This is a genomic window from Alkalilacustris brevis, assembly GCF_003350345.1.
Classification (GTDB): Bacteria; Pseudomonadota; Alphaproteobacteria; order Rhodobacterales; family Rhodobacteraceae; genus Alkalilacustris; species Alkalilacustris brevis.
This window is the reverse complement of record NZ_QNVJ01000026.1, coordinates 21,060-47,695: the sequence shown is the minus strand read 5'-3', so window position 1 is coordinate 47,695 and position 26,636 is coordinate 21,060. Positions and strand designations below refer to the sequence as shown.

The 26,636-nt window shown below is 68.6% G+C and carries 27 protein-coding genes; 24 read left to right on the top strand and 3 right to left on the bottom strand.

The genetic code is table 11. The annotated features are described in order from the left end of the window. Window positions 1–120 precede the first annotated feature (120 nt). Genes glyS through DQ229_RS03860 form a run of 3 tightly spaced genes read right to left on the bottom strand, consistent with a single transcriptional unit; the run spans window position 121 to window position 3,815 of the window. Window positions 121–2,370: a glycine--tRNA ligase subunit beta gene (glyS, locus tag DQ229_RS03870; protein WP_114964959.1), complete on the bottom strand. Its 2,250-nt coding sequence runs from the start codon at window positions 2,368–2,370 to the stop codon at window positions 121–123. Between the two features lie 12 nt (window positions 2,371–2,382). Beyond that, window positions 2,383–2,889 carry a DUF6446 family protein gene (locus tag DQ229_RS03865; RefSeq protein WP_338014142.1) on the bottom strand — a complete coding sequence of 169 codons (507 nt, stop codon included), beginning with the start codon at window positions 2,887–2,889 and terminating at the stop codon, window positions 2,383–2,385. Continuing rightward, window positions 2,886–3,815 (bottom strand): glycine--tRNA ligase subunit alpha, encoded by a 930-nt coding sequence (locus DQ229_RS03860; RefSeq protein WP_114964958.1) that lies wholly within the window; start codon window positions 3,813–3,815, stop codon window positions 2,886–2,888. Before DQ229_RS03860 ends, DQ229_RS03865 begins: the two co-directional genes overlap by 4 nt. Before the next feature lie 143 nt (window positions 3,816–3,958). Here DQ229_RS03860 and DQ229_RS03855 point away from each other — a divergent pair, with 143 nt between their 5' ends. The 24 genes from DQ229_RS03855 (at window position 3,959) to DQ229_RS03740 (ending at window position 26,621) form a co-directional block, all read left to right on the top strand. Next, window positions 3,959–5,722 (top strand): serine protease, encoded by a 1,764-nt coding sequence (locus tag DQ229_RS03855; protein WP_114964957.1) that lies wholly within the window; start codon window positions 3,959–3,961, stop codon window positions 5,720–5,722. 97 nt (window positions 5,723–5,819) lie between these two features. Then, window positions 5,820–8,477, top strand: coding sequence for a putative PEP-binding protein (locus DQ229_RS03850; RefSeq protein ID WP_114964956.1), 2,658 nt, complete (start codon window positions 5,820–5,822; stop codon window positions 8,475–8,477). Window positions 8,478–8,737: 260 nt separating this feature from the next. Beyond that, window positions 8,738–9,400, top strand: coding sequence for a cell wall hydrolase (locus tag DQ229_RS03845; protein WP_238380950.1), 663 nt, complete (start codon window positions 8,738–8,740; stop codon window positions 9,398–9,400). A gap of 134 nt (window positions 9,401–9,534) precedes the next feature. After that, window positions 9,535–10,461, top strand: coding sequence for a dihydroneopterin aldolase (locus tag DQ229_RS03840; RefSeq protein WP_114964955.1), 927 nt, complete (start codon window positions 9,535–9,537; stop codon window positions 10,459–10,461). Between the two features lie 348 nt (window positions 10,462–10,809). After that, on the top strand, window positions 10,810–11,829 hold the full coding sequence (gene folP / locus DQ229_RS03835; protein ID WP_114964954.1) for a dihydropteroate synthase: 1,020 nt from the start codon (window positions 10,810–10,812) through the stop codon (window positions 11,827–11,829). 22 nt (window positions 11,830–11,851) lie between these two features. Beyond that, window positions 11,852–13,198: a phosphoglucosamine mutase gene (glmM, locus tag DQ229_RS03830; protein WP_114964963.1), complete on the top strand. Its 1,347-nt coding sequence runs from the start codon at window positions 11,852–11,854 to the stop codon at window positions 13,196–13,198. A gap of 119 nt (window positions 13,199–13,317) precedes the next feature. Then, window positions 13,318–14,580: a beta-ketoacyl-ACP synthase II gene (fabF, locus tag DQ229_RS03825; RefSeq protein ID WP_114964953.1), complete on the top strand. Its 1,263-nt coding sequence runs from the start codon at window positions 13,318–13,320 to the stop codon at window positions 14,578–14,580. After that, window positions 14,580–15,740 carry an endolytic transglycosylase MltG gene (gene mltG / locus DQ229_RS03820; protein WP_114964952.1) on the top strand — a complete coding sequence of 387 codons (1,161 nt, stop codon included), beginning with the start codon at window positions 14,580–14,582 and terminating at the stop codon, window positions 15,738–15,740. The genes fabF and mltG overlap by 1 nt, the downstream gene beginning before the upstream one ends. A 442-nt stretch (window positions 15,741–16,182) precedes the next feature. Beyond that, the gene (locus DQ229_RS03815) at window positions 16,183–16,539 is read left to right on the top strand and encodes a hypothetical protein (RefSeq protein ID WP_114964951.1); all 357 of its coding nucleotides are present in this window, start codon (window positions 16,183–16,185) and stop codon (window positions 16,537–16,539) included. After that, window positions 16,466–17,809: a DNA-packaging protein gene (locus DQ229_RS03810; RefSeq protein WP_114964950.1), complete on the top strand. Its 1,344-nt coding sequence runs from the start codon at window positions 16,466–16,468 to the stop codon at window positions 17,807–17,809. Before DQ229_RS03815 ends, DQ229_RS03810 begins: the two co-directional genes overlap by 74 nt. Window positions 17,810–18,126: 317 nt before the next feature. Continuing rightward, complete coding sequence (locus DQ229_RS03805; RefSeq protein WP_114964949.1) at window positions 18,127–19,332, top strand: phage portal protein; 1,206 nt, start codon at window positions 18,127–18,129, stop codon at window positions 19,330–19,332. Continuing rightward, window positions 19,329–19,577 (top strand): GTA head formation protein, RCAP_rcc01685 family, encoded by a 249-nt coding sequence (locus DQ229_RS03800; RefSeq protein WP_114964948.1) that lies wholly within the window; start codon window positions 19,329–19,331, stop codon window positions 19,575–19,577. Before DQ229_RS03805 ends, DQ229_RS03800 begins: the two co-directional genes overlap by 4 nt. A 34-nt stretch (window positions 19,578–19,611) precedes the next feature. After that, a complete protein-coding gene (locus DQ229_RS03795; RefSeq protein WP_420796851.1) occupies window positions 19,612–20,193 on the top strand; it encodes an HK97 family phage prohead protease in 582 nt (193 codons plus the stop codon). 52 nt (window positions 20,194–20,245) lie between these two features. Further along, on the top strand, window positions 20,246–21,463 hold the full coding sequence (locus tag DQ229_RS03790) for a phage major capsid protein (protein ID WP_114964947.1): 1,218 nt from the start codon (window positions 20,246–20,248) through the stop codon (window positions 21,461–21,463). Between the two features lie 173 nt (window positions 21,464–21,636). Further along, window positions 21,637–22,239: a head-tail connector protein gene (locus DQ229_RS03785; RefSeq protein ID WP_114964946.1), complete on the top strand. Its 603-nt coding sequence runs from the start codon at window positions 21,637–21,639 to the stop codon at window positions 22,237–22,239. Further along, entirely contained in the window at window positions 22,236–22,577 is a 342-nt protein-coding gene (locus DQ229_RS03780) for a head-tail adaptor protein (RefSeq protein WP_114964945.1), read from the top strand. Before DQ229_RS03785 ends, DQ229_RS03780 begins: the two co-directional genes overlap by 4 nt. Continuing rightward, a complete protein-coding gene (locus DQ229_RS03775) occupies window positions 22,574–22,981 on the top strand; it encodes a DUF3168 domain-containing protein (protein WP_114964944.1) in 408 nt (135 codons plus the stop codon). The genes DQ229_RS03780 and DQ229_RS03775 overlap by 4 nt, the downstream gene beginning before the upstream one ends. 66 nt (window positions 22,982–23,047) lie before the next feature. After that, the gene (locus tag DQ229_RS03770) at window positions 23,048–23,461 is read left to right on the top strand and encodes a phage major tail protein, TP901-1 family (RefSeq protein WP_114964943.1); all 414 of its coding nucleotides are present in this window, start codon (window positions 23,048–23,050) and stop codon (window positions 23,459–23,461) included. Further along, window positions 23,461–23,781: a gene transfer agent family protein gene (locus tag DQ229_RS03765; RefSeq protein ID WP_114964942.1), complete on the top strand. Its 321-nt coding sequence runs from the start codon at window positions 23,461–23,463 to the stop codon at window positions 23,779–23,781. Before DQ229_RS03770 ends, DQ229_RS03765 begins: the two co-directional genes overlap by 1 nt. Further along, complete coding sequence (locus DQ229_RS03760; protein WP_114964941.1) at window positions 23,778–24,077, top strand: rcc01693 family protein; 300 nt, start codon at window positions 23,778–23,780, stop codon at window positions 24,075–24,077. Before DQ229_RS03765 ends, DQ229_RS03760 begins: the two co-directional genes overlap by 4 nt. Beyond that, window positions 23,992–24,654 carry a phage tail tape measure protein gene (locus tag DQ229_RS03755; RefSeq protein ID WP_114964940.1) on the top strand — a complete coding sequence of 221 codons (663 nt, stop codon included), beginning with the start codon at window positions 23,992–23,994 and terminating at the stop codon, window positions 24,652–24,654. Before DQ229_RS03760 ends, DQ229_RS03755 begins: the two co-directional genes overlap by 86 nt. A gap of 7 nt (window positions 24,655–24,661) precedes the next feature. Further along, complete coding sequence (locus DQ229_RS03750) at window positions 24,662–25,294, top strand: DUF2460 domain-containing protein (RefSeq protein WP_114964939.1); 633 nt, start codon at window positions 24,662–24,664, stop codon at window positions 25,292–25,294. Further along, window positions 25,291–26,178 carry a DUF2163 domain-containing protein gene (locus tag DQ229_RS03745; protein ID WP_114964938.1) on the top strand — a complete coding sequence of 296 codons (888 nt, stop codon included), beginning with the start codon at window positions 25,291–25,293 and terminating at the stop codon, window positions 26,176–26,178. Before DQ229_RS03750 ends, DQ229_RS03745 begins: the two co-directional genes overlap by 4 nt. Next, complete coding sequence (locus DQ229_RS03740; protein WP_114964937.1) at window positions 26,175–26,621, top strand: C40 family peptidase; 447 nt, start codon at window positions 26,175–26,177, stop codon at window positions 26,619–26,621. The genes DQ229_RS03745 and DQ229_RS03740 overlap by 4 nt, the downstream gene beginning before the upstream one ends. Window positions 26,622–26,636 lie beyond the last annotated feature (15 nt).

The window sequence follows — 26,636 nt, the reverse complement described above, 5'->3', positions numbered from 1 at the left end:
GCCCGCCCGCCCCCCAGGCGGGCGCATCCGCGCCCACCTCGGGCGAGCGCATGCCCTCTGGTCAGAATCGGGCGAGATCAATTCAACGCAACATGCCATAATGCAGAGGCTGCCGCCCGCTCAGCCCTCCAGCCGGCGCAGATCGGCCACGCCGAGGCAGATTTCGCGGATGCGGTGCAGCAGGTTCAGCCGGTTGCGGCGGATCACCTGATTGTCGGTGTTGATCTGCACCGCCTCGAAAAACGCATCAATGGGCGCGCGCAGGCCGGCCATGGCGCGCATGGCGGCGGCGAAATCCTCGGCCTGCATCGCCGGGGCGATGGCGGCCTCTGCCCGGTCGAGCGCGGCGAACAGCGCGCGTTCCTCGTCCGTGTCGGCCAGTTTGGGGTCGGGGCCGAAGGAGTATTCCACCCCGTCCTTTTCCTCGGCCTGGGTGAGGATGTTGTTGGCGCGCCTGAAGCCTTGAACGAGGTTTTCGCCATCGTCGGTTTGCAGGAAGGCGGCCAGCGCCTCGGCCCGCTTGACCAGCAGGGTGAGGTCGTCATTTCCCGGCATGGCGAGGCAGGCGTCGATCACGTCATGGCGGATGCCCTGCTCGCGCAGGTGGACCTTGAGCCGGTCGTGGAGGAAGGCGAGGAGGTCATTTGCTCGTTCAACTTCCCACTCTTGGGGAGGGACTCCATGACCAAATCCAGCTGACAATAAGTCAGCTGACTTTGCTGATTGCGCCTGTAACTTGGAGATATCAGAACCTTCAACATCAACACCGAGAGCTTTGAGTGCCTCAAACCTGAACTCTTTGTCGACATGATCGACAGCTAGACGAAGCACCGAAGCCATGTTTCGGCGACCACCAATGACGAAGCCGTTGTTGAGCGTGATACTTAGTCCATTCCCCAACACCAACCGGATCACCCCCAGCGCCGCCCGTCGCAGCGCGTAGGGGTCTTTCGATCCCGTCGGTTTCTCGTCAATCGCCCAGAAGCCGGTCAGCGTGTCGATCTTGTCGGCCAGCGCCACGGCCACGCTCACCGGCGCGGACGGCACCGCGTCGGATGGCCCAAGCGGCTGGTAATGTTCATTGCAGGCACGCGCCACAGCCTCGGGCAGCCCATGCGCGCGGGCGTAGTAGACGCCCATCACGCCTTGCAACTCGGGGAACTCGCCGACCATCTCGGATTGCAGGTCGGCCTTGGCCACGCGGGCGGCCTGCGCGGCCTGCTCGGGGTCCGCGCCGACCAGCGGCGCGATCTCCCGCGCCAGCGCCTCGATTCTACTTATGCGATCTTTCTGGCTGCCCAGCTTGTTGTGGAAGGTCACGTTGGCCAGCCCCTCGGCCATGCCTTCCAGCCCTTCGGCCTTTACCCGGCGCAAATCATTTTCCCAGAAGAACTTGGCGTCTGAAAGTCGCGCAGCCAGCACCTTGCCGTTCCCGGCCAGGATGGTGGCGCCGTGATCGGCGGTTTCGCGGTTCGCCACTGTCACAAATCGAACAATCCGCCCCGATTTCGGGTCGCGAAGCGAAAAGAACTTCTGATGCTCGCGCATGGAGGTTTGCAGCACCTCTGGCGGCAGGTCCAGGAACTCTGCCCCGATCTCGCCCATCAGCACCACGGGCCATTCCACCAGCCCCGCGACCTCTTCCAAAAGCCCCGCATCCTGCACCAGCTCCAGCCCCTGGGCGAACGCCGCGCTTTCGGCTTCGGCGCGGATGTGTTCGGCGCGTTCCTGCGCGTCCAGCACCACATAAGCCTTGCGCAGTTTCGCGGCGTAATCCTCATACCCGGTGACGGCAAAGGGCGCGGGCGCCATGAAGCGATGCCCGCGCGTGGTGTCCCCGGCAACGATGCCATCGACCTCAAGATCGACCACCCTTGCGCCGGCCTCGTCCGACAGGATGCACAGGATCGAATGCAGCGGGCGCACCCAGCGCAAGCTACCCGCACCCCAGCGCATCGACTTGGGCCAGGGGAAATGGCGGATCGCGCCTTCCAGCACCTCGGCCACGATGGCATCGGCGGGGCGGCCCGGCCGCTCGATCACCGCGAAATAGATCTGACCCTTCTTTTCATCGCGCACCTCAAGCGCCTCGCGCGCAAGGCCGGTGGCGCGCAGAAAGCCCTCGATCGCCTTTTCAGGTGCATCCACGCGCGGGCCCTTGCGTTCCTCGCGCAGGGTGGGGCTTTGGTCTGACAGCCCCTCGACCGCCAGCGCCAGCCGCCGCGGGGTCGAAAACGCCTGCGCGGCCGCATAGGTCAGCCCGGCCTCGACCAGCCCGTCGGTGACAAGCTTTTTCAGTGCCTCGCGGGCGCGCGGCTGCATCCTTGCGGGGATCTCCTCGGAGAAGAGTTCGATCAGCAAATCGGGCATCTTGTTCTGTCCTCAGGAGGAAGGCGGGGGCGGGCAGTGTGGCGGCAACGGGTTGCCGTCGAAATGCGCCTCGCCGCAGGCGTTGATCTGTTGCCAGGCATAGGCTCGGCCATCGGGAAAGACGGCCACGACCCGGTCGAAGCCATAGGTGAAGTTGGCTTGCGCCAGATAGGCGCGGGCCTCGCCGCCCTCAAGCGCGGCGCCGATGGCGGCGGCATCGAAACAGCCAAACCAGTGCGGCGCGGTCAGCGGCGTGGGCGCGGGGTAGGGGGTGAAGCCCTCGGGCGCGTCGGCCAGCGTGAAACAGGCGCGGTAGCGGATGGGTGAACTGCCCGAGTCGATGCCCTGGAAATCATGCACGGCGACGGGCACGGGTTGGATGGCGCCTTCGGGGGTGATGGCGAAACTGTTCTGCGCGGGCAGCCTGTCATAATAGCCGTAAACCTGCAGGTAATACATCGCGCCGCCGGCCAGAACGGTGGCCAGCAGCAGCGCCACGATCACGAGTCGCCCGATCACGCTGCCGCCCCGCCCGCTTCGGTCTGCACGAAGGCATCGGCGCACATCTTGGCCAGTGCGCGCACGCGGCCGATATAGGCCTGTCGCTCGGTCACGCTGATGACCCCGCGCGCATCGAGCAGGTTGAAGATGTGGCTGGCCTTGATGCACTGGTCGTAGGCGGGGTGCGCCATGATGATCGCCCGCCCGGCCTTGTCGGTTCCGGGCGCGTCGAGGATGCGCTGGCATTCGGCTTCGGCATCCTTGAAGTGCTGGAACAGCGTGTCGGTGTCGGCCTGGTCGAAGTTCCAGCGCGAGTATTCCTCCTCGGTCTGGCGGAAGACATCGCCGTATTTCAGCGCAATCGGCGCGTCGGGGGCGTTGAAGGGCATCTCCATCACGTGGTCGACGCCCAGCACATACATCGCCAGGCGTTCCAGCCCATAGGTCAGCTCGCCCGAGACAGGGTGGCAATCATGCCCGCCGACCTGCTGGAAATAGGTGAACTGCGACACTTCCATCCCGTCGCACCAGACCTCCCAGCCCAGCCCCCAGGCGCCCAGGGTGGGGCTTTCCCAGTCGTCCTCGACAAAGCGGATGTCGTGCAGCGCGTCGTCGATGCCGATGGCGCGCAGGCTTCCGAGATACAGCTCTTGCAGGTCGGGCGGCGAGGGTTTGATGATGACCTGATACTGGTAATAGTGCTGCAGCCGGTTGGGGTTTTCGCCATAGCGCCCGTCGGTCGGGCGGCGCGAGGGCTGCACATAGGCCGCCGCCCAGGGCCGCGACCCCAGCGCCCGCAGCGTCGTGGCCGGGTGAAAGGTGCCCGCGCCCACCTCCATGTCATAGGGCTGCAGGATCGCGCAGCCTTTTTCGGCCCAGTAGGTCTGAAGCCGCAGGATAATCTCCTGAAAGCTGCGCGGACGCGCAAGGGCGTTGTCGGCCATTGGTCTCTCTCCTGAAGGCTCGCGCTTGCTGTCTAGGCAAGCTGGGCAGGGGGGTCAACGCCGCCTGAACGATTATTGAGATGCATGTGACGGCGGCTCTGCTAGGCTCGGGCGAAAGATTCGCAGCCAGATACGGGATAGCCGTGAAACGCCAGATTGACCGCACCGTTGCCGCCATTGCCCTTTTCACATTGTTCATTGCCGGTTTCGCCGCTTCGGCGCAGCAGAATGAACGCATCTATCTTCAGGTCGAGGCGCATCCGACCCTGTCGCGCGGGCTGGAGTTTGCCGAGCGTTACGCGGATTGGTTCGATAATGTGCATGGCTACCGGCTGGTGCAGAGTGGGTGGTATGCGATCGCGCTTGGCCCCTTTCCCGACCGCGATGCCGCCGATGCCGAACGCCGCGCATTGCAGGCCACGCAGATGATCCCCGCCGATGCCTATGTGCAGCCCTCCACCCGCTATGGCGAACGGTTCTGGCCCGCAGAAGGCGCGCGCGCCGATGCGCCGGCCCCGCAGCCCGAGGCGCCCGCACTTTCTGCGCCGCAGCCCGAGCCTGCGCCGGAGACCGCCCCGCAGGAGACGCTGGCCCAGGCCCGCGCCAGCGAGGCGCAGCTTGGCCGCGACCAACGCGTCGAAATACAGACCGCACTGCAATGGAAGGGGTTTTACGACCTGGCGATCGATGCCTCCTTCGGCCCCGGCACCCGCGCGGCGATGACGGCCTGGCAGGAAGATCGCGGGTATCAGCCCACGGGGGTGCTGACCACCGCGCAGCGGGCCGAACTGCTGGCCACCTACGCTGCCGAACAGGGCGCCTTCGGCTTCGAGACCCAGCGCGACGAAGCGGCGGGCATCGAGATCACCCTGCCCATGGGGCTGGTCGAGTTTGACCGGCACGAGGCCCCCTTTGCCCATTACACCGCGCGCGACGGCAGCGGCGTTCAGGTGCTGCTGATCAGCCAGGAAGGCAGTCTGGCCACGCTGTTCGGCCTTTACGAGATCATGCAGACGCTCGAGATCGTGCCACCCGAAGGCTACCGCGAACGCCGCAGCAATTCCTTCGTCCTGACCGGGCAGAGCGGCAGCCTGCGCTCGCACAGCTATGCCGAATACCGCAACGGGCAGGTCAAGGGCTACAGCCTGATCTGGTCGCCCGAGCAGGATCGCCGCGCCGAGCGCATTCTTGCGGAAATGGAAGCCAGCTTTGCCCCCTTCGGCGGCACTCTGCCCGACGGGCTGGGCCAGCCGCTTTCCGAGGTGCAGCGCAGCGAGTTGCTGGCCGGTCTCGAGGTGCGGCGCCCGCTGAGGTCGCGCACCGGATTTTACGTTGGCCCCACCGGCGTTGTCGTGACAAGCGCCTCGCTGGCCGATGGCTGCCGGCGGCTGACCATCGACGACCGCCACGAGGCCAGCATCGTCCTGCATGACGCCGATCTGGGCCTGCTGGTGCTTGAACCGGCCGAAGAGCTTGCACCGCTGGCTTTTGCCAGTTTCCCCGCGCGCCCGCCCGAACTGCATGACGAGGTGATCCTTGCCGGGTTTCCCTTCGACGACCTGCTGTCGCGCCCGACCCTGACCTTCGGCAGCCTGACCGGGCTGGAGGGGCTGAAGGGCGAGGCCATGCTGCGGCGGCTGTCCATCGACGCGATGGAAGGCGATATCGGTGGCCCGGTCTTTGACCGCACCGGCGCCGTGCTGGGAATGCTGCTGCCGCCCGATGTGTTCGAAGGGCGCCAACTGCCGCCGGATGTGCGCTTTGCGCTGGCGGGGCAGGCGATTCACGCGGCACTGCCTGGCAATGGTATCCGCCCTGCCTCGCTTGAGCGGGCCGAGGCCCTGCAGCCCGAGGAAATCAGCCTGCTGGCCGCCGACATGACGGTGCGGGCCTCCTGCTGGGAATAGGCGCGCCGCGGCGTGGCCCAGGCCGGCCGGGCGAGCCCGCGCGAGTGAGGCCCCCCGTGTTTGCCCGCCCCGTGTTCGTCCGCCCGTGCGCGCGCCCATGCGGGTCTCCCGCGCCGGGCATCCTCGCTTGCCTCGTCGGCGCGATGGCGTATGCTGCACGCCCATAAGGAGTGCCGCAGTGCAGCAACACCGACAGATCGCCCAGTTCACCGAGCTGACGCCAAAGGCGAAGATCGCCTCGGAAACGCATGGCTGGCGCGCGAAATGCCTGCAGCGGCTGGTGCGGCTGGAAATGCCGGTGCCGCAAACCGTGGCGCTGCCTTTCGACACCGTGCGGGCGATCGCCGCGGGCAACCTGCCCGACACTGCCGGGCTTCTGGCACATTTCGGCGAAGGGCAGCTGGTTTCGGTGCGGCCCAGTTCGGAAAACCCCGATTGGGGCGGGCCGGGCACGATCCTCAACATCGGCATGAACGAATCCCGCCGCGCCGCGCTGGCCAAGGTGCACGGCGCCGAGGCGGCGACGGCGCTCTATATGCATTTCGTGCAGCTCTATTCCACCCATGTGGCGCGGCTCGACCCCGACCTTTTCGAACCCGCCCCGCCCAGCGAGGCCGCGCTCGCGCGCGCGCTTGCGGCCTACGAGGCCGAGATGGACGAGTCGTTTCCGCAAGACCCCGCGCAGCAACTCACCGAGGTTCTGCGCTCGATGGCGCGCGCCTGGGAGGGGACATCGGCGCGGCTTCTGCGCCAGGCCAAGGGCGCGCCGGCCGAGGCGGGCCTGGGCCTCGTGGTGCAGGCCATGGCGCTGGGCGTGGGCAGCGGCAACAGCGGCTCGGGCGTGATCCAGTTTGCCGACAGCACCACGGGGCAACCGCAGGTGACAGGGCGCTTTCAGGCCCAGGTCCAGGGCCGGGTGTCGGTGCGCGAGGGCGGGGGCGCGCTCTATCTCACCCGCGACCCGCGCGGCCCTTCGCTGGAGGAACTTGCACCCGAGGTCTTCGCCCGGCTCATGGAATACGGCAAATGCGCCCGCGCCGGCCTGCGCGAGGAAATGCAGATCGAGTTCACGCTGGAAGACGGCAAGCTCTGGGTGCTCGATGCGGTGAAGATGCCGCGCGCGTCGCGCGCGGCAGTGCGCATTGCGGTGGCGCTGGCCGAAGACGGGATCATCAGCCGCGAAGAGGCGGTGGTGCGTGTCGAACCCGCCGCGCTGTCAGAGCTGCTGCATCCGCAGGTCGATCCGGCGGCGCGGCGCGATCCGGTGGCGCGCGGCATCGGCGCAAGCCCCGGCGCCGCACAGGGGCGAATCGTGTTCACCTCGGCCGCCGCGCAGGCCAGCGCGGCGCGGGGCGAGCCGTGCATCCTGGTGCGCCGCGAGACCACGCCCGAGGATATCCGCGGGATGCATGCGGCCTCGGCAGTGCTGACCGAAAGGGGCGGCATGACCAGCCATGCCGCGGTGATCGGGCGCGGCCTGGGCCTGCCCTGCGTGGTGGGGGCCTCGGGGCTGCGGATCGACGCCCATGCGGGCAAGGTCGTCGCGGGCGACGGGCGCAGCTTTCGCGAGGGCGACCTGATCACCATCGACGCCACGCGCGGCGAGGTTCTGGCCGGCGCCGCCGCGCTGCTGGAGCCGGCGTTGGACGATGCCTTTCGGCTGCTTCTGTCCTGGGCTGACGCGTTCCGCGATATCGGCGTCCGCGCCAATGCCGACACGCCCGCCGACGCCCGCCTCGCCCGCGGGTTCGAGGCCGAGGGGATCGGGCTGTGCCGCACCGAACACATGTTCTTCGAGGAAGACCGCCTCACCGTGATGCGCGAGATGATCTTCGCCGACACCTCGGAGGACCGGCGCGCCGCGCTTGATCGCCTTCTGCCCATGCAGCGGGCTGATTTCACACGCCTTTTCGGGATCATGCAGGGCCTGCCTGTCTGCATCCGGCTGTTTGACCCGCCGCTGCACGAGTTCCTTCCCCACGGGCGCGAGGGTCTGCGCAACCTGGCCGACGCGCTGGACCGCCCGCTTTCGGAAATCATCCGTCGGGCCGAGGCGCTGGCCGAGTTCAACCCGATGCTGGGGATGCGCGGGGTGCGGCTGGGCATCACCCTGCCAGAAATCTACGACATGCAGGCCCGCGCGATCTTCGAGGCCACCGTCGAGGCCAGCCGCAACGGCGCGCCCATTGTGCCCGAAATCATGATCCCGCTGGTGTCGGCCAAGCGTGAGGTCGAGATCGTCAAGGCCCGCATCGATGCCGTGGCCGCATCGGTGCGCATGGAACTCGGTGCGGATTTCGACTATCGCCTCGGTGTCATGGTCGAGACCCCGCGCGCAGCCCTGCGCGCCGGCGAGATCGCGCAGCACGCATCCTTTCTCAGCTTCGGCACCAATGACCTGACGCAAATGACCTATGGCCTGTCGCGCGACGATGCCGGGCGCTTCATGCACACCTATGTGCAGCGCGGGGTCTTTACCGAAGACCCGTTCCATATCCTCGATGTGGATGGGGTGGGCGAGTTTCTGCTGATTGCCGCCGAACGCGGGCGCAAGGCGCGGGCCGACTTGACGCTTTCGATCTGCGGCGAACATGGCGGCAATCCGGAATCGATCGAGTTCTGCCGCAAGGCGGGGTTCGATTACGTCTCGTGCTCGTCCTTCCGGGTGCCGGTGGCACGGCTGGCGGCGGCGCAACTGGCGTTGCGCGAAAAGGGAATGCCCAGCCCCCGCACAAGGCCGCTTCCGCTGCGCTGAACGGCTGTTCTTGCCTACTGGCGCGGAATCAAGGGCCGGCAGGCCCGTCGCAGACCCCTGCGCGGTTCCGTTCGCTCCCCGACAGCGCGCGCCTTCTTCTTGGCAAAAATATCCCGCCGAAGGCACTGGCGCGGGGTAAAGGGCCGCAGGCCCGCCGCGCCATCCGCCCACCCGGGTGGACCTTTCGGTAAGGATTTGTTAATCCCCCGGCGATTTCGCGGGCAGGGGCCCTGCCTTTGCCGGAAAGACTGGGGGCTAAAATGCACAAGATCAGGGCTGTCACGCTCGGCCTCGGGCTGGGCCTGTCGCTTGTTACTGCTGCGCTGGCCGATACGGCCGGGACGGCCGCGGAACTCAGGGTTGCCGCGTTGATGGGGCAGGAACAGGCTGCGATGCGGTCGGTCCGGCGCAATCATGTCGAACGCATCCTGACGCCCGCGCGCGGCAGCGCGGCGGAAGAATTCGCAAACCGCTTCGATGCCGGCTGGCTGCGCGCGCTGCCCGAACCCGAAGGCGGCGAGGAACTGGCCTGCCTGGCGCGGGCGCTCTATTTCGAGGCGCGCGGCGAAGGTATCACCGGGCAGTTCGCGGTGGCCGCAGTGGTGCTCAATCGTGTCGAGTCGGCCAGCTATCCCGACACCATCTGCGGTGTGGTCAACCAGGGCGCACAGCGTAGCAGCGGTTGCCAGTTCTCCTTTACCTGCGATGGCAATTCCGACCGGATCAGCGAATCCGATGCCTATGACATCGCCCGGCGCATCGCCCGGCTGATGAAGGACGGCGCGCCGCGCGACCTGACGAGCGAGGCCACGCATTTTCATACTGTCGCCGTCAGCCCCGGCTGGGCGGCCCGGCTGGACCGCACCGCGCGGATCGGTGCGCATCTGTTCTACCGCGAGCCCACGCGGCTGAGCGCGAACTGAAGGCTGCGGCGCGCCGCGGGCGCGGCAAACTCCCGCTTGCCTCGGGCAGGCTTTTCTGGAAACACGGGGACGATCTGCTTTTCCTTCCGGCCGGTGGCAGCCCCTGGCCGGCCCTCTCTGCCGGAGCCGGCGCCATGACGACTGACATCCGCCTTGCCTTCGCCCACCCGGAAGAGCGGGCCAGCGCCACTGCCCCGGCGATGCCGCGCGATCGGATCAGCCTGCGCGATCATGTCGTGGAGGCCGAGATCGGTGCCTTCCAGGCCGAGCGCGGCACCACCCAGCGGCTGCGCTTCAACATCGTGGTCGAGGTGCGCCCGCACCCCGAGCCCTTGCAGGACGATGTCGACCGCATCCTGTCTTACGACCGCATTACCGAGGCGATCGCGGCCGAGCTGTCGGCCGAACGGGTGAACCTTCTGGAGACGCTTTCGGAACGGGTGGCCGAGCGCATCCTGGCGGAGCCACAGGCGATGCGGGTTTTCGTGCGGATCGAAAAGCTCGATCGTGGGCCCGGTGCGCTGGGCGTCGAGATCGCGCGCGCGCGGGCGCACGCGCCGGTGCGGGCGGTGGCGGAGGATGGCGCGCCAGGGGCCATGCTGCACCCGTTGGTGGTTTACCTGTCGAACGAGGCCATCGCCGCGCCCGGCCTGCCCGCGCATCTTGACCGGCTTCAGGCGCAGGGGCTGCCGGTGATCCTGTGCGTGGGGCTGCCCGAGGGCGCGCTACCCGAGGCCCGCGTGCCCGCAGCGCAGCGCCGCATCGACCTTCTGGCGATCGAGCAGAACGCCTGGGTTCTGGCCGGACGCGACCGCCGCTGCGTGGTGGTGCAAAGCCGCACGGAAATCGACTGGGCGATGAAGCAGGGGCAGATGATCGTCTGGGCACCGTCGAAGCTGGTGCTCGATGCGGTTGATGGCCCTTCGGCCAGCCCGCGCAACGCCGTGGCGCTGGCGCTCTGGCTGGCCGAGACGCTGGCCGCCGAGCGGCTGGTGGTGCTGGGCGGGGCGGCCCGCCCCCCGGCGGGAAGCCGCGTGCCTGTTGCGCAGGAGCCGCTCTGACGCTTGCCAGGGCGGGCGCCGGGCCTGCCGCTCCTGCCTCCCCACCGCGCTTGGCGGCTTCCTTCGCGTCCCTGAAAACATGTGCGTTTTCTTCTTCTTGGCAAAAGTATCCCCACCGGAGGCATTGGCTCGCGGCCAAGGGCCGCAGCCCCGCCGCGCAACGCGCCAGCATATGGGGATGTATCAGCCAGAGCCGATCACGCCTCAGTGAAAGGCGGATTTGGGGGCGATGATGCGCCGGCCACGCGACCGCCTGCCCGCCGGCGAAACACCAGACCTTGCGCGTTGCGGCTCGATCAATCCCGCCAATGCTTGCCAAGGCCCGGTGTGCTGCGTAATTGACCTGCCATGCAGACCTATTACCGCCCCCTTTGTCGCACCGACCCCCGCCGCCCGGCGGATGCGCTGACACTGGCCGGCGGCTGGTGCTGGTTTGACCGGGTTGAGCGGTTGCGCCGCGGCGCCCCGCCCGAGGTGATCCCCGCCGCTGATCTGCCCGAGGACTGGCGCGCGCGCCTGACCGCGCCGCGTGCCGCCGTCGCCGGGCTTGCCATGAACCGCCCGCGGGTGATGGGCATTCTCAACGTCACGCCTGACAGTTTCTCGGATGGCGGCGCGCATTTCGCGGATGGGGCCGGGCTGGCCCATGCGTGCGCGATGGCGCAGGCGGGCGCCGACATCCTGGACGTGGGCGGCGAATCGACCCGCCCGGGCGCGCGGGACGTGCCTTTGGACGAGGAAATCCGCCGCACCGCGCCGGTCATCGAGGCGCTGCGGCGCGAAGGCGTCACGCTGCCGGTGTCGATCGACACGCGCAAGGTGGCGGTGGCCGAGGCCGCACGCGCGGCGGGTGCGGGTATCCTCAACGATGTGGCTGCGCTGGGCTATGATCCGGCGCTGGGGGCATGGGCCGCGCAGGCGGGCGTGCCGGTCTGCCTGATGCATGCGCAAGGCGACCCGGCCACTATGCAGGATTACCCGCGCTACGGCGATGTGCTGCTTGATGTCTATGATTTCCTTGCCGAACGGGTCGCCATGGCCGAGGCTGCGGGTATCGACCGGGCACGGCTGATCGTCGATCCCGGCATCGGCTTCGGCAAGACGGTGGCGCACAACCTGGCGCTGCTGCGGGGGATCGCGCTGTTTCACGGGCTGGGGTGCCCGGTATTGCTGGGCGCCTCGCGCAAGCGGTTCATCGGGGCGATCAGCGGCGCGCCCGCCGGCGCCGCCCGCACGCCGGGGTCGGTAGCGGTGGCACTGGGGGCACTGGGGCAGGGGGTGCAGATCCTGCGGGTCCATGACGTGGCCGAGACAGTGCAGGCGGTGCAGCTCTGGCGGGCCGTGGAGCTTGATGAAGGGGGCGAGTGAACTGATGCAGGATGATGCGCCGATGCGCAAACTTTTCGGAACCGACGGCGTGCGCGGCCGCGCCAACAGCTACCCGATGACCGCCGATATCGCGCTGCGCCTCGGCGCGGCGGCGGGCCAGTATTTCCGGGGTGACGGGCAGAACCGCCACCGCGTCGTGATCGGCAAGGACACGCGCCGCTCGGGCTACATGCTGGAGAATGCGCTGACGGCGGGGCTGACCTCGACGGGGATGAACGTGCTGCTGCTGGGGCCGGTGCCGACGCCGGCGGTGGGGTTTCTGACGCGCTCGATGCGGGCCGATCTGGGGATCATGATATCGGCCAGCCACAACCCGCACCACGATAACGGCATCAAATTCTTCGGGCCTGACGGGTTCAAGCTGTCGGACGAGGCCGAACTGCGCATCGAGGAGATCCTCGAGGGGGAAATCGCCCCGGCCGCCCCCGCCGATATCGGGCGCGCGCTGCGCATCGACGACGGCCTTGGCCGCTATGTCGAATATGCCAAGACGACATTTCCGGTGCGCGGGCAGCTCTCGGGGCTGAAGGTGGTGGTCGATTGCGCCCATGGCGCGGCCTATCGCGCGGCGCCCGAAGTATTGTGGGAACTGGGCGCCGAGGTGATCGCGCTGGGCGTCGCGCCCAACGGGTTCAACATCAACAAGGGCTGCGGATCGACCGACACGGCGGCCGCTGCCGAGGCGGTGCGCCGCGAAGGCGCGGACCTGGGCATCTGCCTTGATGGTGATGCCGACCGCATCATGATTCTCGATGAGACCGGCGCGGTGGCCGATGGCGACCAGATCATGGGGCTGTTCGCCCGGCTCTGGGCCGAAAGCGGCCAGTTGCGCGACAGCACGCTGGTGGCGACGGTGATGTCGAACCTGGGGCTTGAGCGCTACCTGGAAGGCATGGGGCTGCGGCTGGAACGCACTCCGGTGGGCGACCGCTATGTGGTCGAGGCGATGCGCCGGGGCGGCTGGAACCTGGGCGGCGAGCAGTCGGGCCATATCGTGATGACCGATTACGCCACCACCGGCGACGGGCTGATCGCGGGGTTGCAGTTCATCGCGGCGATGGTCAGCACCGGGCAGCGGGCCTCGGAACTGGCGCGCAGCTTCGAGCCGGTGCCGCAGATGCTGCGCAACGTGGCCTATGCGCCGGGGCATAACCCGCTGGAAACGCCCGCGATCCAGGCCCGCATCGCCGAGGCCGAAGCGCGGCTGAAGGGCCGTGGCAGGCTGCTGATCCGCCGTTCGGGCACCGAGCCGCTGGTGCGGGTGATGGCCGAATGCGAGGACGATGCGCTGCTGCGCGAGGTGGTCGAGGGGCTGGCCGGGGAGATGCAGGCCGACAGCGCACGCTGAGCGGCCCAGGCACGCGCCCGGGCCGGGCGCGCGGCCTCACCACAGGCTTTTCCTGCACGCGAAAGCTGTGTATTACCGGGCGCGGCGAACGCACGGCAACAGAAGGCGGAGGACGGAACATGCGTCGAGTGGTGGTGACGGGGCTGGGCATGGTCAGCCCGCTGGCCTGCGGTGTCGAGGAAACCTGGCGCCGACTTCTGGCCGGGGAGTCGGGGGCGGGCGCGATCTCGCGCTTTGACGCGAGCCATCTGGCCACCACCTATGCCTGCGAAATCCCGCGTGGCGATGGTACGAACGGCACCTTCAACCCCGATGACTGGATGGAGCCGAAAGAGGCGCGCAAGGTCGATGAGTTCATCCTTTACGCGATGGCGGCGGCCGAGCAGGCGGTGCGCGATGCCGACTGGACGCCCGAGGACGAGGAATCGCGGCTGCGCACCGGGGTGATGATCGGGTCGGGGATAGGTGGACTTTCCACCATCGCCGACACGGCGCTGCTGCTCAAGGAGCGTGGGCCGCGCCGTGTGTCGCCCTTCTTCATTCCTGGCGCGCTGATCAACCTGGCCTCGGGGCAGGTGAGCATCCGCTACGGGTTCAAGGGGCCGAACCATTCGGTGGTGACGGCCTGCTCGACCGGCGCTCATGCGATCGGCGATGCCGCGCGGCTGATCCAGTGGGGCGATGCCGATGTGATGGTGGCCGGGGGCACTGAGAGCCCGATCTGCGAGATCGGCATTGCCGGATTCAACGCCTGCAAGGCGCTGTCGACCAAGCGCGGCGATGCGCCGCAAACTGCCTCGCGCCCCTATGACGTCGAGCGTGACGGCTTTGTGATGGGCGAGGGCGCGGGTGTGGTGATACTGGAAGAACTGGAACACGCCCGGGCGCGCGGTGCGAAGATTTATGCCGAGGTTCTGGGCTACGGGCTTTCGGGTGATGCCTATCATATCACTGCGCCGTCCGAGGATGGCGACGGGGGGTATCGCGCGATGCAGGCGGCGCTGAAGCGGGCGGGGCTGACGCCCGATGACGTGGATTACATCAATGCGCATGGCACCTCGACCATGGCCGACACGATCGAGCTGGCCGCAGTGGAGCGGCTGATGGGCGATGCGGCGGCGCGGGCGACGATGAGTTCGACCAAATCCTCGATCGGGCATCTTCTGGGCGCGGCTGGCGCGGTCGAGGCGATCTTCTGCATGCTGGCGATCCGCGATCAGGTCGCGCCGCCGACGATCAACCTGGACAACCCCGCGGTCACGCCGAAGCTTGATCTTGCACCGAACGGGGCACGCGCGCGCGATATTCGCGTGGCGCTGTCCAATTCGTTCGGCTTTGGCGGCACCAACGCGACGCTGGTGCTCGGAAAAGCGGAGGGCTGATGGCGCGCCATATCGCGGCGAATGTCCTGACACTGGTGATCGCCGGGCTGCTGGTGGTGGCGGGGATCATCGCCTGGGGCCAGCGCGAATTCACGAGCGAAGGGCCGCTGGAACAGGCGATCTGCCTGCGGGTGGAGCGCGGCGCCTCGTTGCCGGCGGTGGCACGGCAGCTTGAGGAAGAGGGCGCGATCAGCCATGCGCGGGTGTTCCGCGTGGGGGCCAATTACACCGGCAGGGCCGAGGCGCTGCGGTTTGGGTCGTATCTGGTGCCGCCCGGCGCCTCGATGGAGGAAATCCTGGACATCCTCACCCGGGGCGGGGCCAGCACCTGCGGCACCGAGGTCAATTTCCGCATCGGGGTGACGCGGGCCGATACCCAGCTGCGCGAGGTGGATCCGGAGAGCGGGCGCTTTGTCGAGGTGTTGGCATTTCCATACGATGTCGAGGAAGTGCCTGAGGAATATGCTGAACGGACCGCCGAGGAGGATGCGCGCTTTCGCGTGACCCTGGCCGAAGGCGTGACAAGCTGGCAGGTGGTGGAGGCGCTGCGCGCCGCGCCGTTCCTGAGTGGCGAGATCGCGGATATTCCGGCCGAGGGCAGCCTCGCGCCCGACAGCTATGAGGTGGTGCGCGGGGCCGAGCGGGCGGCGCTGATCGAGCGGATGCAGGCGCGGCAGGCGGCGATTCTGGAAGAGCTCTGGGAGGCGCGGGCAGAGGATCTGCCGATCACGACGCCGGAGGAGGCGCTGATCCTGGCCTCGATCATCGAAAAGGAAACCAGCGTTTCCGACGAGCGGCGGCAGGTCGCCAGCGTCTTCGTCAACCGGCTGCGGGTGCCGATGCGGTTGCAGACCGATCCCACGGTGATCTATGGCGTGACCGAGGGGCGCGGCACATTGGGGCGCGGCTTGCGACGCAGCGAGCTGGACACGCCAACGCCCTATAACACCTATCAGATCGACGGGCTGCCGCCGACGCCGATCGCCAACCCCGGCCGGGCGAGCATTGCCGCAGCGCTGGACCCCGATGATACGCCTTACCTCTATTTCGTGGCCGATGGCACGGGAGGGCACACGTTCTCGACCAACCTGGCTGATCACAACCGTGCGGTGGCGCGCTGGCGGCAGATCGAGGCGGAGCGCAACGCGCCGCAGGAGTAGCGGCTGGTGGGGTGGGCCTCCTGCGCGGGGGGCGGGCGCCCGGGTGAGGGGCTGGACCGGGGGGCCGTCTGCCCCCCGGACCCCCCGAGGATATTTTCGCCACAGTGAAGGGGAGGGGTTGCCGGGCTGTGTCCGAAGTGCTTGCCAGGCTATCGGACGATATCGGTTGCACAGCGCTGCTTCTGGCCCGCATGGGCCGGGACAACGTATGGAGCGTGGAGGTTGGTGAATAGTTGCACAATATCAATGCCTTGGAGCGATCCGGGAAGGGGGTGCGAACGGTGGTGTTGCGCGCAACCTTGCCGCGAGAATTTGACTCTGCGAACGCCTTTTGGTATATGTTCGGGCAAGCTGGAAGAGGTGGGCAAGCGGCCCGGGGCAAACCCGGCGCCGCTTTTTCATTTCGCTCGTGCGGAGCAGCATGAGGGGCAGACTGGCTTACATGACAGACGGCAAGGACCCGAAAGGGAACGCCACCGGCGAAGCGCTGGTTGCGGCGAGCGAGGCTGCGCTGACCGCGACGGTCGCGGCACTGCATGAGGTGCTGGGCCGGGTCAGGCAGGGTGAATTCGGCAGGATCGACGACCTGATTCGCGAGCAGCGCGAGTTGCGCCGCGCGCTGGTGATGGCATTCGAGGAAAGGCACAAGGTTGAAAAACTCCGACGCAATTCAGGCGGGGGCGGGGACGCTCCCGATGCCGCGCTCGACCTTGCCGCGGCACGCGATGAGATCGGGCGCAGGCTGGCTTGCCTGCGCGCCGCCGCAGACCCAGACCGCTTTTCTGGAAAGCCTGAGTGACAGGGCGCTTGCGGCGCTGCCGTGGCTGTTCGAGTTCTGGGCGCTGCCGCATCAAACGCCGCCCGAGGGTGATTGGCGAAGCTGGGTGATCCTGGGCGGGCGCGGTGCCGGCAAGACGCGCGCCGGGGCGGAATGGGTGCGCGCCGAGGTCGAGGGCGCGCGCCCGCTGGAGCCTGGACGGGCCAGATGCGTGGCGCTGGTGGGCGAGACCTTTGATCAGGTGCGGGAAGTGATGGTGATGGGGCCGAGCGGGATCATGGCCTGCTCGCCCCCCGACCGGCGCCCGAAATGGGAGGCCACGCGGCGGCGGCTGGTCTGGCCCAACGGGGCGGTGGCGCAGGCCTTTTCGGCGCAGGAACCCGAGAACCTGCGGGGCCCGCAATTCGATGCGGCCTGGATCGATGAGTTGGCCAAGTGGAAGCGTGCCGAGGAAACCTGGGACATGCTGCAATTCGCGTTGCGGCTGGGCCGGCATCCGCGCCAGGTGGTGACCACGACTCCGCGCAATGTGGGGGTGCTCAAGACGCTGCTGGCCAATCCGAGCACCGTGCAGACCCATGCCCCGACTGAGGCTAACCGTGCCTGGCTCGCGCCCTCGTTCCTGGAAGAAATGCAGGCACGATACGGAGGCACGCGGCTGGGCAGGCAGGAGCTGGAGGGCGTGCTGCTGGAAGATGCCGAGGGCGCGCTCTGGCGCGGGGCGATGTTCGAGGCCGGCCGCGTGGCGCATGCGCCGCGCCTGTCGCGCGTGGTGGTGGCGGTCGATCCGTCGGTGACGGGGCACGGACGTTCGGATTCCTGTGGGATCGTGGTGGCCGGGGCGCTGACCGAGGGGCCGCCGCAGGACTGGCGCGCCTGGGTGCTGGAGGATGCCAGCGTCAGCGGTGCGAGCCCGCAGCGCTGGGCCGAAGCGGCCGTGGCGGCCTTTCACCGCCATGGCGCCGAGCGGCTGGTGGCCGAGGTCAACCAGGGTGGCGACCTGGTCGAAGCGGTGGTGCGGCAGGTCGATCCCATGGTGCCATACCGGGCCGTGCGGGCCTCACGCGGGAAGGCGGCGCGGGCCGAGCCGGTGGCCGCGCTCTACGAGCAGAGGCGGGTGGCACATCTGCGCGATCTGGGCGTGCTGGAAGAGCAGATGACGCAGATGACGGCGCGCGGCTATCTGGGGCGCGGCAGCCCCGACCGGGTGGATGCGCTGGTCTGGGCGCTGACCGAGCTGATGCTGGTGCCGGCGGCGCAATGGCGACGGCCGCGGCTGAGGACGCTGTAGGGCAACCCCCCAAATGGGCCAGCCGCCCGCCTTTGGCCTGCGGGGGCCTGCGGCGCGGATATTTTTCTCACAGTGAAGGGATGGGGCGCACCTGCAAATTCACTGTGAAAGAAATATCCCCGCCGGAGGCTTCGGAGCGGCGTAGCCGCTCCGACATCCGCTGTTTCCGAGAGTGCCGGGTTTTCGGGGACGAGTTGGCTGCATCTCGTCATGCAACGCCCACCGAACGCCGGAGCGGCAGGATTTCAACCAATTGGAGCTAGCTTGCGGGCTGCCGGTTCGGACGGTCTGCCGCGCTGACACAAGGAGCTTTTCGCATGTTCGATTTTCTTCGCAAGGGCACCAGGGAGGCGCCCGAGGCCAAGGCTTCGGCCGTGGGGCCGTTGACGGCGGGGCGGCCTGCGGGCTGGGCGGCGGGCGCCGTGGCGGCGGTGCGCCCGGTCTGGAGCGCGCGTGATGGCGCGAGTCTGGTGCGCACGGGGTTCCAGGGCAACCCGGTCGGGTTTCGCGCGGTGCGGCTGATCGCCGAGGCCGCCGCCGCGCTGCCGCTGGTGTTGCAGGACTGCCAGTGCCGCTATGACATGCATCCGATCCTGAGCCTGATCCGCCGCCCGAACCCGGTACAGGGTGGTGCGGATTTCTTCGAGGCGCTGTACGCGCAGCTTCTGCTTGCGGGAAATGCCTATGTCGAGGCCGTCGCGGGGCCGGAGGGTGCGCTGCCGGCCGAGCTGCATGTATTGCGCAGCGACCGGATGCGGGTGATCCCCGGCAATGACGGCTGGCCCGTTGCGTTCGAATATGCAGTGGGCGGGCGCAAACACCGCTTTGCGATGCGCGAAGAGGCCGCGCCGATCTGCCATATCCGCAGCTTTCACCCGCTCGATGACCATTACGGTTTGTCGCCGATGGAGGCCGCGGCCAATGCGGTGGATGTGCACAATGCGGCCTCGCGCTGGTCGAAGGCGTTGCTGGACAATGCGGCGCGGCCTTCGGGCGCGATCGTCTACAAGGGAGCCGACGGGCAGGCGGCGCTTTCGCCCGATCAGTATGACCGGCTGTTGAGCGAGATGGAGGCGCATCATCAGGGCGCGCGCAATGCCGGGCGGCCGATGTTGCTGGAAGGCGGGCTTGACTGGAAGCCGATGGGGTTCTCGCCTTCGGACATGGAGTTCCAGAAGACCAAAGAGGCCGCAGCGCGTGAGATTGCCGTGGCCTTTGGCGTGCCGCCGATGCTGCTGGGGATACCGGGGGATGCGACCTACGCCAATTACCAGGAGGCCAACCGCGCCTTCTACCGGCTGACGGTGGTGCCGCTGGTCAGTCGGGTGACGGCGGCGGTGGCGCATTGGCTTGCGGGACATTCGGGCGAGGCGGTCGAGCTGCGGCCCGATCTGGACCAGGTGCCCGCGTTGGCCGCGGAGCGCGACCAGCACTGGCGCCGGGTGGGCGAGGCGGTGTTCCTGACGGCGGCTGAGAAGCGCGCGCTGCTGGGCCTGCCGCCGGCGGCGCCGGAGGAGGAATGAGCCCGCGGCGACCGGTGGGAGGCTCGCGCTATCTCTATGACAGTTTCGATGCGGCCCATGCGCGGATCGAGGCCAACGAGCGCGTGGCCGAGGAGCGCTGGCAGGGGCTGGAATACCGGTTGGGCCGGATCGAGGGCGCGCTGGAGCGGTTGGAGCGGCGGTTATGGCTGGCCGCCTACGGGGTGGCGGCGGCGGTGCTGGCGCAGATGGGCAGCCCTTATCTGGCGGCATTGGGCGCGCCGTGAGCACGCCGGATTATCTGGAAAGGACGGAACACGCATGACGGAAATGCCGATGACGGAAGGCTGCGTGCTTGAGCACAAGTTTCACCGCCCCGAGGCCGGTCTGGTGCTGAGCGATGGCAGCGCACTTTCGGGCTATGCCTCGGTTTTCGGGCGGCGCGACCGGGGCGGCGATGTGGTGATGCCGGGGGCTTACGAGGCCTCGCTGGCGGCGCTGAAGGCGCGGGGCGGGCAGGTCAAGATGCTGTGGCAGCACGATCCGGCGCAGCCCATCGGGGTGTGGGACGAGGTGGGCGAGGATGCGCGCGGCCTCTGGGTCAGGGGGCGGCTTCTGACCGATGTGGCACGCGGGCGCGAGGCGCTGGCGCTGGTGGCGGCTGGTGCGATTGACGGGTTGTCGATCGGCTATCGCACGGTGCGGGCCGAGCGCGACGGGCAGGGCGGGCGGCGGCTGGTCGAGGTGGAACTGTGGGAGGTGTCGCTTGTCACCTTTCCGATGTTGCCCGATGCCCGCGTGGCCGGCAAGACTATGCCCGCGCCGCAGGCCGAGGCCTGTGCATTGCTGCGCGATCTGACCGGGGCGCTGGTAGCGGCCCGCCGCAATCTGACCGGGTGTTGAGCCGCACCCGCGCAGGCTGAAAACTTCCCTTTCTTCAGAGCAGGATGACGACATGACCAGGATCGAGGCGAAAGCCGCGGGCGGGCGCGATGTGCCCGGCCAGCCGCGCGAGGCGGCAGAGGTGAAATCCGCGCTGGGCGGGTTTCTGGACGAGTTCTCGGCGCTTCAGGCCGAGATCAACACCAGGCTGAAACAACAGGAAGAACGACTCACCATGATTGACCGCAAGACTGCCGCAGCCGCCAGCGCTGCCATCACGCGCCCCGTGCTTTCGACCGGGCATGAGGCCGAGGCTCCGCATCGCAAGGCGTTTGAGGCCTATCTGCGCTCGGGCGACGATGACGGGCTGCGCGGGCTTGCGCTGGAGGCCAAGGGGATGACCACCGCCGTGGCCGCCGAAGGGGGCTATCTGGTGGACCCGGAGACCGCCGAGGCCATTCGCGGAGTGCTGCATGCGACGGCTTCGCTGCGGGCGATTTCCAGTGTCGTGAATGTCGAGGCGACCTCGTTCGACGTGCTGGTCGATCACAGCGAGATGGGCACCGGCTGGTCGAGCGAGGCCGACCCGGTGAACGAGAGCGCCACGCCGCTGATCGACCGCATCGCGATCCCGCTGCACGAGCTTTCGGCGATGCCCAAGGCCAGCCAGCGGCTGCTCGATGACAGTGCCTTCGATATCGAGGGATGGCTGGCGGCCCGGATCGCGGACCGTTTCGCGCGCGCCGAGGCGGCGGCCTTCATCCATGGCGATGGCGCCGACAAGCCGCGCGGTTTCCTGGACCATGCCCAGGTGGATAACGACCTCTGGGAATGGGGCAATCTGGGCTATATCGCGACTGGCAACAGCGGCGATTTTGCCTCGGTGAATGCCTCGGACGCGATTGTTGATCTGGTCTATGCGCTGGAGGCGCCCTACCGCGCGGGGGCGGTGTTCGTGATGAACTCGAAAACCGCGGGCGCGGTGCGCAAGATGAAGGATGCCGACGGGCGCTTCCTGTGGTCGGACGGGCTGGCCGCGGCCGAGCCGGCGCGGCTGATGGGCTATCCGGTGCTGATCGCCGAGGACATGCCCGACATCGCGCCCGGCGCCTGCGCCGTGGCGTTCGGCAATTTCCGCGCCGGGTACACCATCGCCGAGCGGCCCGATTTGCGGGTGCTGCGCGACCCTTTCAGCGCCAAGCCGCATGTGCTGTTCTATGCCACCAAGCGCGTGGGCGGCGATGTGAGCGATTTCAAGGCGATCAAGCTGCTGAAATTCGCCGAGTTCTGATCCCTTCGGGGTGATGGCGGGCGATGGCCCCGGCCGGGAAGCCCCCGGCCGGGCCGGTGCGGGCACGCGGGTTTCATCCTTCGTGTCATCTGGCTGCTCCCCTTCCGTTCGAGCGATACGGAGGTTGCGTGCCCGCGCCTTTTTCCAACAGGCAGCGATGGAGGTTTCCACCCATGATGCTGAGCGAAGAAAGCCCGGTTGCTGCCGGGGTGCTGCCGCTGGCGGCGTTCAAGGAACATCTGCGACTTGGTGCTGGCTTTGCCGATGACGGGGGCCAGGATGCGCTGCTGGAGCAGTATCTGCGTGCCGCGCTGGCGGCGATCGAGGCGCGGATATCCAAGGTTCTTCTGGCGCGGGAGTTCCGGCTGCGGCTGTCGCATTGGCGCGGTGGGCAGGCACAGAGCCTGCCGCTGGCGCCAATCCTGGCGGTGACGCAGGTGGTGATGGTGTCCAGCGACGGCGCCGAGTCCGTGGTGGATCCGGCGCGCTACCGGCTGGAGCCGGACATGCATCGCCCGCGCCTGTGCGCCAGCGGATGGCTGTTGCCGGCAGTGCCTTCGGGCGGCGCTGTCGAGATTGTCTTCGAGGCCGGTTTCGGGCCGGCCTGGGATGATCTGCCGCCCGATCTGGCGCAGGCGGTGATGCTGCTGGCGGCCCAGTATCACGAGACCCGCCAGGCCACGGGCGCCGCCGGTTCGGCCGTTCCTTTTGGCGTGATGTCCCTGATCGAGCGCTGGCGCACTGTGCGCAGCCTGGGCGGTGGGGGCGCGGCATGAGCGCGCCGCGTCTGACCCGGCGGCTGGTGCTGGAGGCCCCCGAAACGGTGGCCGATGGCGCGGGCGGGTTCACGCAGGGCTGGGCGGTGCTGGGCACGCTCTGGGCCGAGTTGCGCGCGGGTACGGGGCGCGGCGCGCGCTTGGGCGGGGTGGTGCCGGTGGGGCGCATCCCGTGGCGGATCACCGTGCCGATGGCGCCGCCGGGTGCGCTGGCGCGGCCCCGGCCCGACCAGCGCCTGCGCGAAGGCGCGCGGGTGTTTCGCATTCTTGCCGTGGCCGAGGCCGACACGCGCGGGGCGTATCTGACCTGCTACTGCGTCGAGGAGGAGCCGGCATGAGCTATGGGGTGACGGCCGCGCTTCAGGCGGCGGTGTTTCAGCGGTTGGTGCAGGATGCCGCGCTGGACGCGCTGGTGGGCGGGGCGATCCATGACGCGGTGCCGCCTGGCACGCCGCCTGGCACCTTTGTGCTGCTGGGTCCCGAAGAGGCGTTCGACCGCGCGGACATATCGGGCGGCGGGGCCGAGCATCGGTTCACGGTGAGCGTGGTCACCGATGCCAGCGGTTTCCTGGCGGCCAAGGCGATCGCGGCAGCGGTGTCGGACGCGCTGGTCGATGCGCCGCTGACATTGATGCGCGGGCGGCTGGTGAGCCTGGGCTTTCTGCGCGCCACCGCGCGGCAGGCGGCGCAGGGCGAGGTGCGGCGTATCGACATGACCTTTCGGGCGCGGGTCGAGGATTGACCGCGCGAGGCGGTGACAACAGGCGTGGCGCGCAAGGCGGCGCTATGAGGATGGAGAGAGGCAGACATGAGTGTTCAGAGCGGCAAGGACCTTCTGGTCAAGATGGACATGAACGGCACGGGGCAGTTCGTGACCATCGCGGGGCTGCGCGCCACGCGCATCAGTTTCAACGCCGAGACGGTGGATGTGACCAGTCTGGAAAGCCAGGGCGGCTGGCGCGAACTGCTGGGCGGGGCCGGCGTGAAGAGCGCGGCGATCTCGGGCTCGGGCGTGTTTCGCGACGCGGGCACGGATGAGCGCGCGCGGCAGGCGTTCTTCGATGGCGAGGTGCCGCTGTGCCAGGTGGTGATCCCCGATTTCGGCACCATCGAGGGGCCGTTCCAGATCACCGGGTTGGAATATGCGGGCAGCCATAACGGCGAGGCCAGCTATGAGCTGAGCCTGGCTTCGGCTGGCGCGCTGAGCTTCGTGGCGCTGTGATGGCCAATCCCCATGCAGGCGAGGTGGCGCTGTGGCTCGATGGCCGGCGCCATGTGCTGAAGCTGACGCTGGGCGCGCTGGCCGAGCTGGAGGCCGCGCTCGAGGCCGACACGCTGGTGGCGCTGGTCGAGCGGTTCGAGGCGGGGCGGTTCTCGACCCGCGATGTGCTGGCGCTGATCGTGGCGGGGCTGCGCGGTGGCGGCTGGGATGGCACGGCTGAGGATCTGCGCTGCGCCGAGATCAGGGGCGGCCCGGTGGAAGCTGCGCGGGTGGCTGCGCTGCTGCTGGCGCGGGCCTTTGCCTTGCCGGGCGAGGCATGAGCGGCGGTCCCGATACGGAGTGTTTCGACTGGGCGGGCCTGATGCGGGCAGGGGTCGGGCGTCTGGGGCTGGCGCCGCGCGATTTCTGGGCGCTGAGCCCGGCCGAGTTGCGGCTGATGCTGGGGCTTGAGGCGGGGCCGCTGCCCCTGTCGCGCCGGCGGCTGGAAGAACTGGCGGCGCGGTTTCCCGATACACTGAAAGGAGCGGAGCATGGCGGATCTGGAGGATCTGGGCGAGCGGATCGCGGCGCTGGAGACCAGCCTCGCCGGAGCGCAGGGGATGGCGGCGGCCTTTGACGGCGAGTTGCAGCGCATGGGCCGCAGTCTGGTTCTGACCGGGCGTGAGGTGGGCACGCTTTCGCAGTCACTCGGCGGTAGTTTGCGCCGGGCCTTTGACGGGGTGGCCTTTGACGGGATGCGCCTGTCGGATGCGCTGCGCCAGGTGGCGCGGGCGATGAGCGAGTCCTTCTACGCCGTCGCCATGCGCCCGGTGCAAAACGCGGTGGGCGGAGCACTGGCCCAGGGCGTGCAGGGGGCGGTCTCGGCGCTGGTGCCTTTCGGCCAGGGCGGCGGTTTCGCGCAAGGCCGGGTCATGCCCTTTGCCCAGGGCGGGGTTGTCAGCGGGCCGGTGGCCTTTCCGATGCGGGGCGGGCGCACCGGGCTGATGGGCGAGGCCGGGCCAGAGGCGATCATGCCGCTGGCGCGCGGCCCCGACGGGCGGCTGGGCGTGCGCGCCGATGGCGGGGGCGCGGCGCGGCCGGTGAGCGTGGTGATCAACGTGAGCACCCCGGGTGTGGAGGGCTTCCGTCGCTCGGAGGCGCAGATAGCGGCGCAGATGGGCCGGTTGCTGGCACGCGGCCAGCGCAACAGGTGAGGCAGACATGGCATTTCACGAAGTCAGATTTCCCGCCTCGCTGAGTTTCGGCAGCCTGGGCGGGCCCGAGCGGCGCACCGAGATTGTGACGCTGGCCAACGGCTTTGAGGAGCGCAACACCCCCTGGGCCGATGCGCGCAGGCGCTATGACGCAGGCATGGGGTTGCGCAGCCTTGATGATGTGGAGGCATTGATTGCCTTCTTCGAGGCACGCGCGGGCCAGCTGCACGGGTTTCGCTGGAAGGACTGGGCTGATTATCGCTCGGCCCCGGCCTCGCGCCCGGTCACGCCGGAGGATCAGTCGCTGGGGTTGGGTGACGGGGTGCGGCGAGTGTTCGCGCTGCGCAAGGCCTATGTTTCGGGCGGGCAGGTCTATCACCGGCCCATCGCCAAGCCGGTGGCGGGCAGTGTGCAGGTGGCGCTGGCGGGCGATCCGCTGGCTGAGGGCGTGCATTACACTGTGGATGCGACGCGGGGCGAGGTGATTTTCACCACCGCGCCCGCGCCGGGTGCAGAAGTGACGGCGGGGTTCGAGTTCGACGTGCCGGTGCGGTTCGACACGGATGCCATCCAGGTTTCGGTGGCGAATTTCCAGGCTGGCGAGGTGCCGCGCGTGCCGGTGGTGGAGATACGGGTATGAACGATTTGCAGGAACATCTTGCGGGCGGGGCCACGACCACGGCACGGGCCTGGGCGATCACGCGGCGCGACGGGACGGTGCAGGGGTTTACCGACCATGACCGCGATCTGGTCTTTGAGGGCATCACCTTTCGCGCCGACAGCGGTTTGACGGCGCGGGCGCTGCAGCAATCCACCGGGCTGGCGGTGGACAATTCCGAGGCGCTGGGCGCGCTGAGTTCTGCCGCCCTGACCGAGGCCGATCTGCTGGCCGGGCGCTATGACGGGGCCGGGTTGTGCATCTGGCAGGTGAACTGGGCCGACGTGGCGCAGCGCGCGCTTGTGTTCCGGGGCAGCCTTGGCGAGGTGGCGCGCAGCGGGGGCGCGTTCCGCGCCGAGTTGCGCGGGTTGACCGAGCCGCTGGGCCAGCCGGTCGGGCGCATCTTTCAGGCCGAGTGCACGGCAGTGCTGGGCGATGCGGGCTGCCGGTTCGACACGACGCAATCGGGGTTCAGCGCAGAGGCCGAACTGGTCACGCTGCCCAGGCCCGCGGTGCTGCGGCTCAGCGGGCTGGCGGGGTTCGATGCGCGCTGGTTCGAGAAGGGCCGTGTGACGGTGCTGTGCGGCGAAGCGGAGGGGCTGGTCGGGCTGGTCAAGGCCGATCCCGAGGGCGCGGGGCCTGACGGGTTGCGCGAGATCACCCTTTGGCAGGAATTTGCCGCGCCCTTGTCGCCGGGGGATCGGCTGCGCCTTGAGGCCGGCTGTGACAAGCGCGCCGAAACCTGCCGTCTGAAATTCGCCAACTTTCTGAACTTCCGCGGATTTCCAGACATCCCGGGTGAGGACTGGCTGCTTGCCGTGCCGCGCGAGGATGGCGGCAATGACGGCGGCAGCCGCAAGCGATGACGCCGGAGCGGATACATGCGGGCGCGCATGTGGCCGAGGCCGCGCGGCGCTGGATCGGCACGCCCTATCGGCATCAGGCGGCGCTGCGCGGGGCGGGGTGCGATTGCCTGGGGCTGGTGCGGGGGCTCTGGCGCGAGTTGCTGGGGGCGGAGCCTGCCGCCGTGCCGCCCTACGGGCCGGGCTGGGCCGAGGGTGCGCAGGGCGAGCTGCTGCTGGATGCGCTGGCGCGGCATTTCCGGCCCGCTACGGGCGAGGCGCCGGGCGATCTGCTGGTGTTCCGGATGCGGGCGGGGGCGCCTGCGGGGCATCTGGGGGTGCAGAGCCGAGTCGGCACCGCGCCGACATTCATCCATGCCTATTCGCGGCATGGGGTGGTGGAAAACGCGCTTTCCGCGCCCTGGCGGCGCCGGGTGGCGGCGCGGTTTCGCTTTCCACTGAACTGAAGTTTTCCCAGCGGG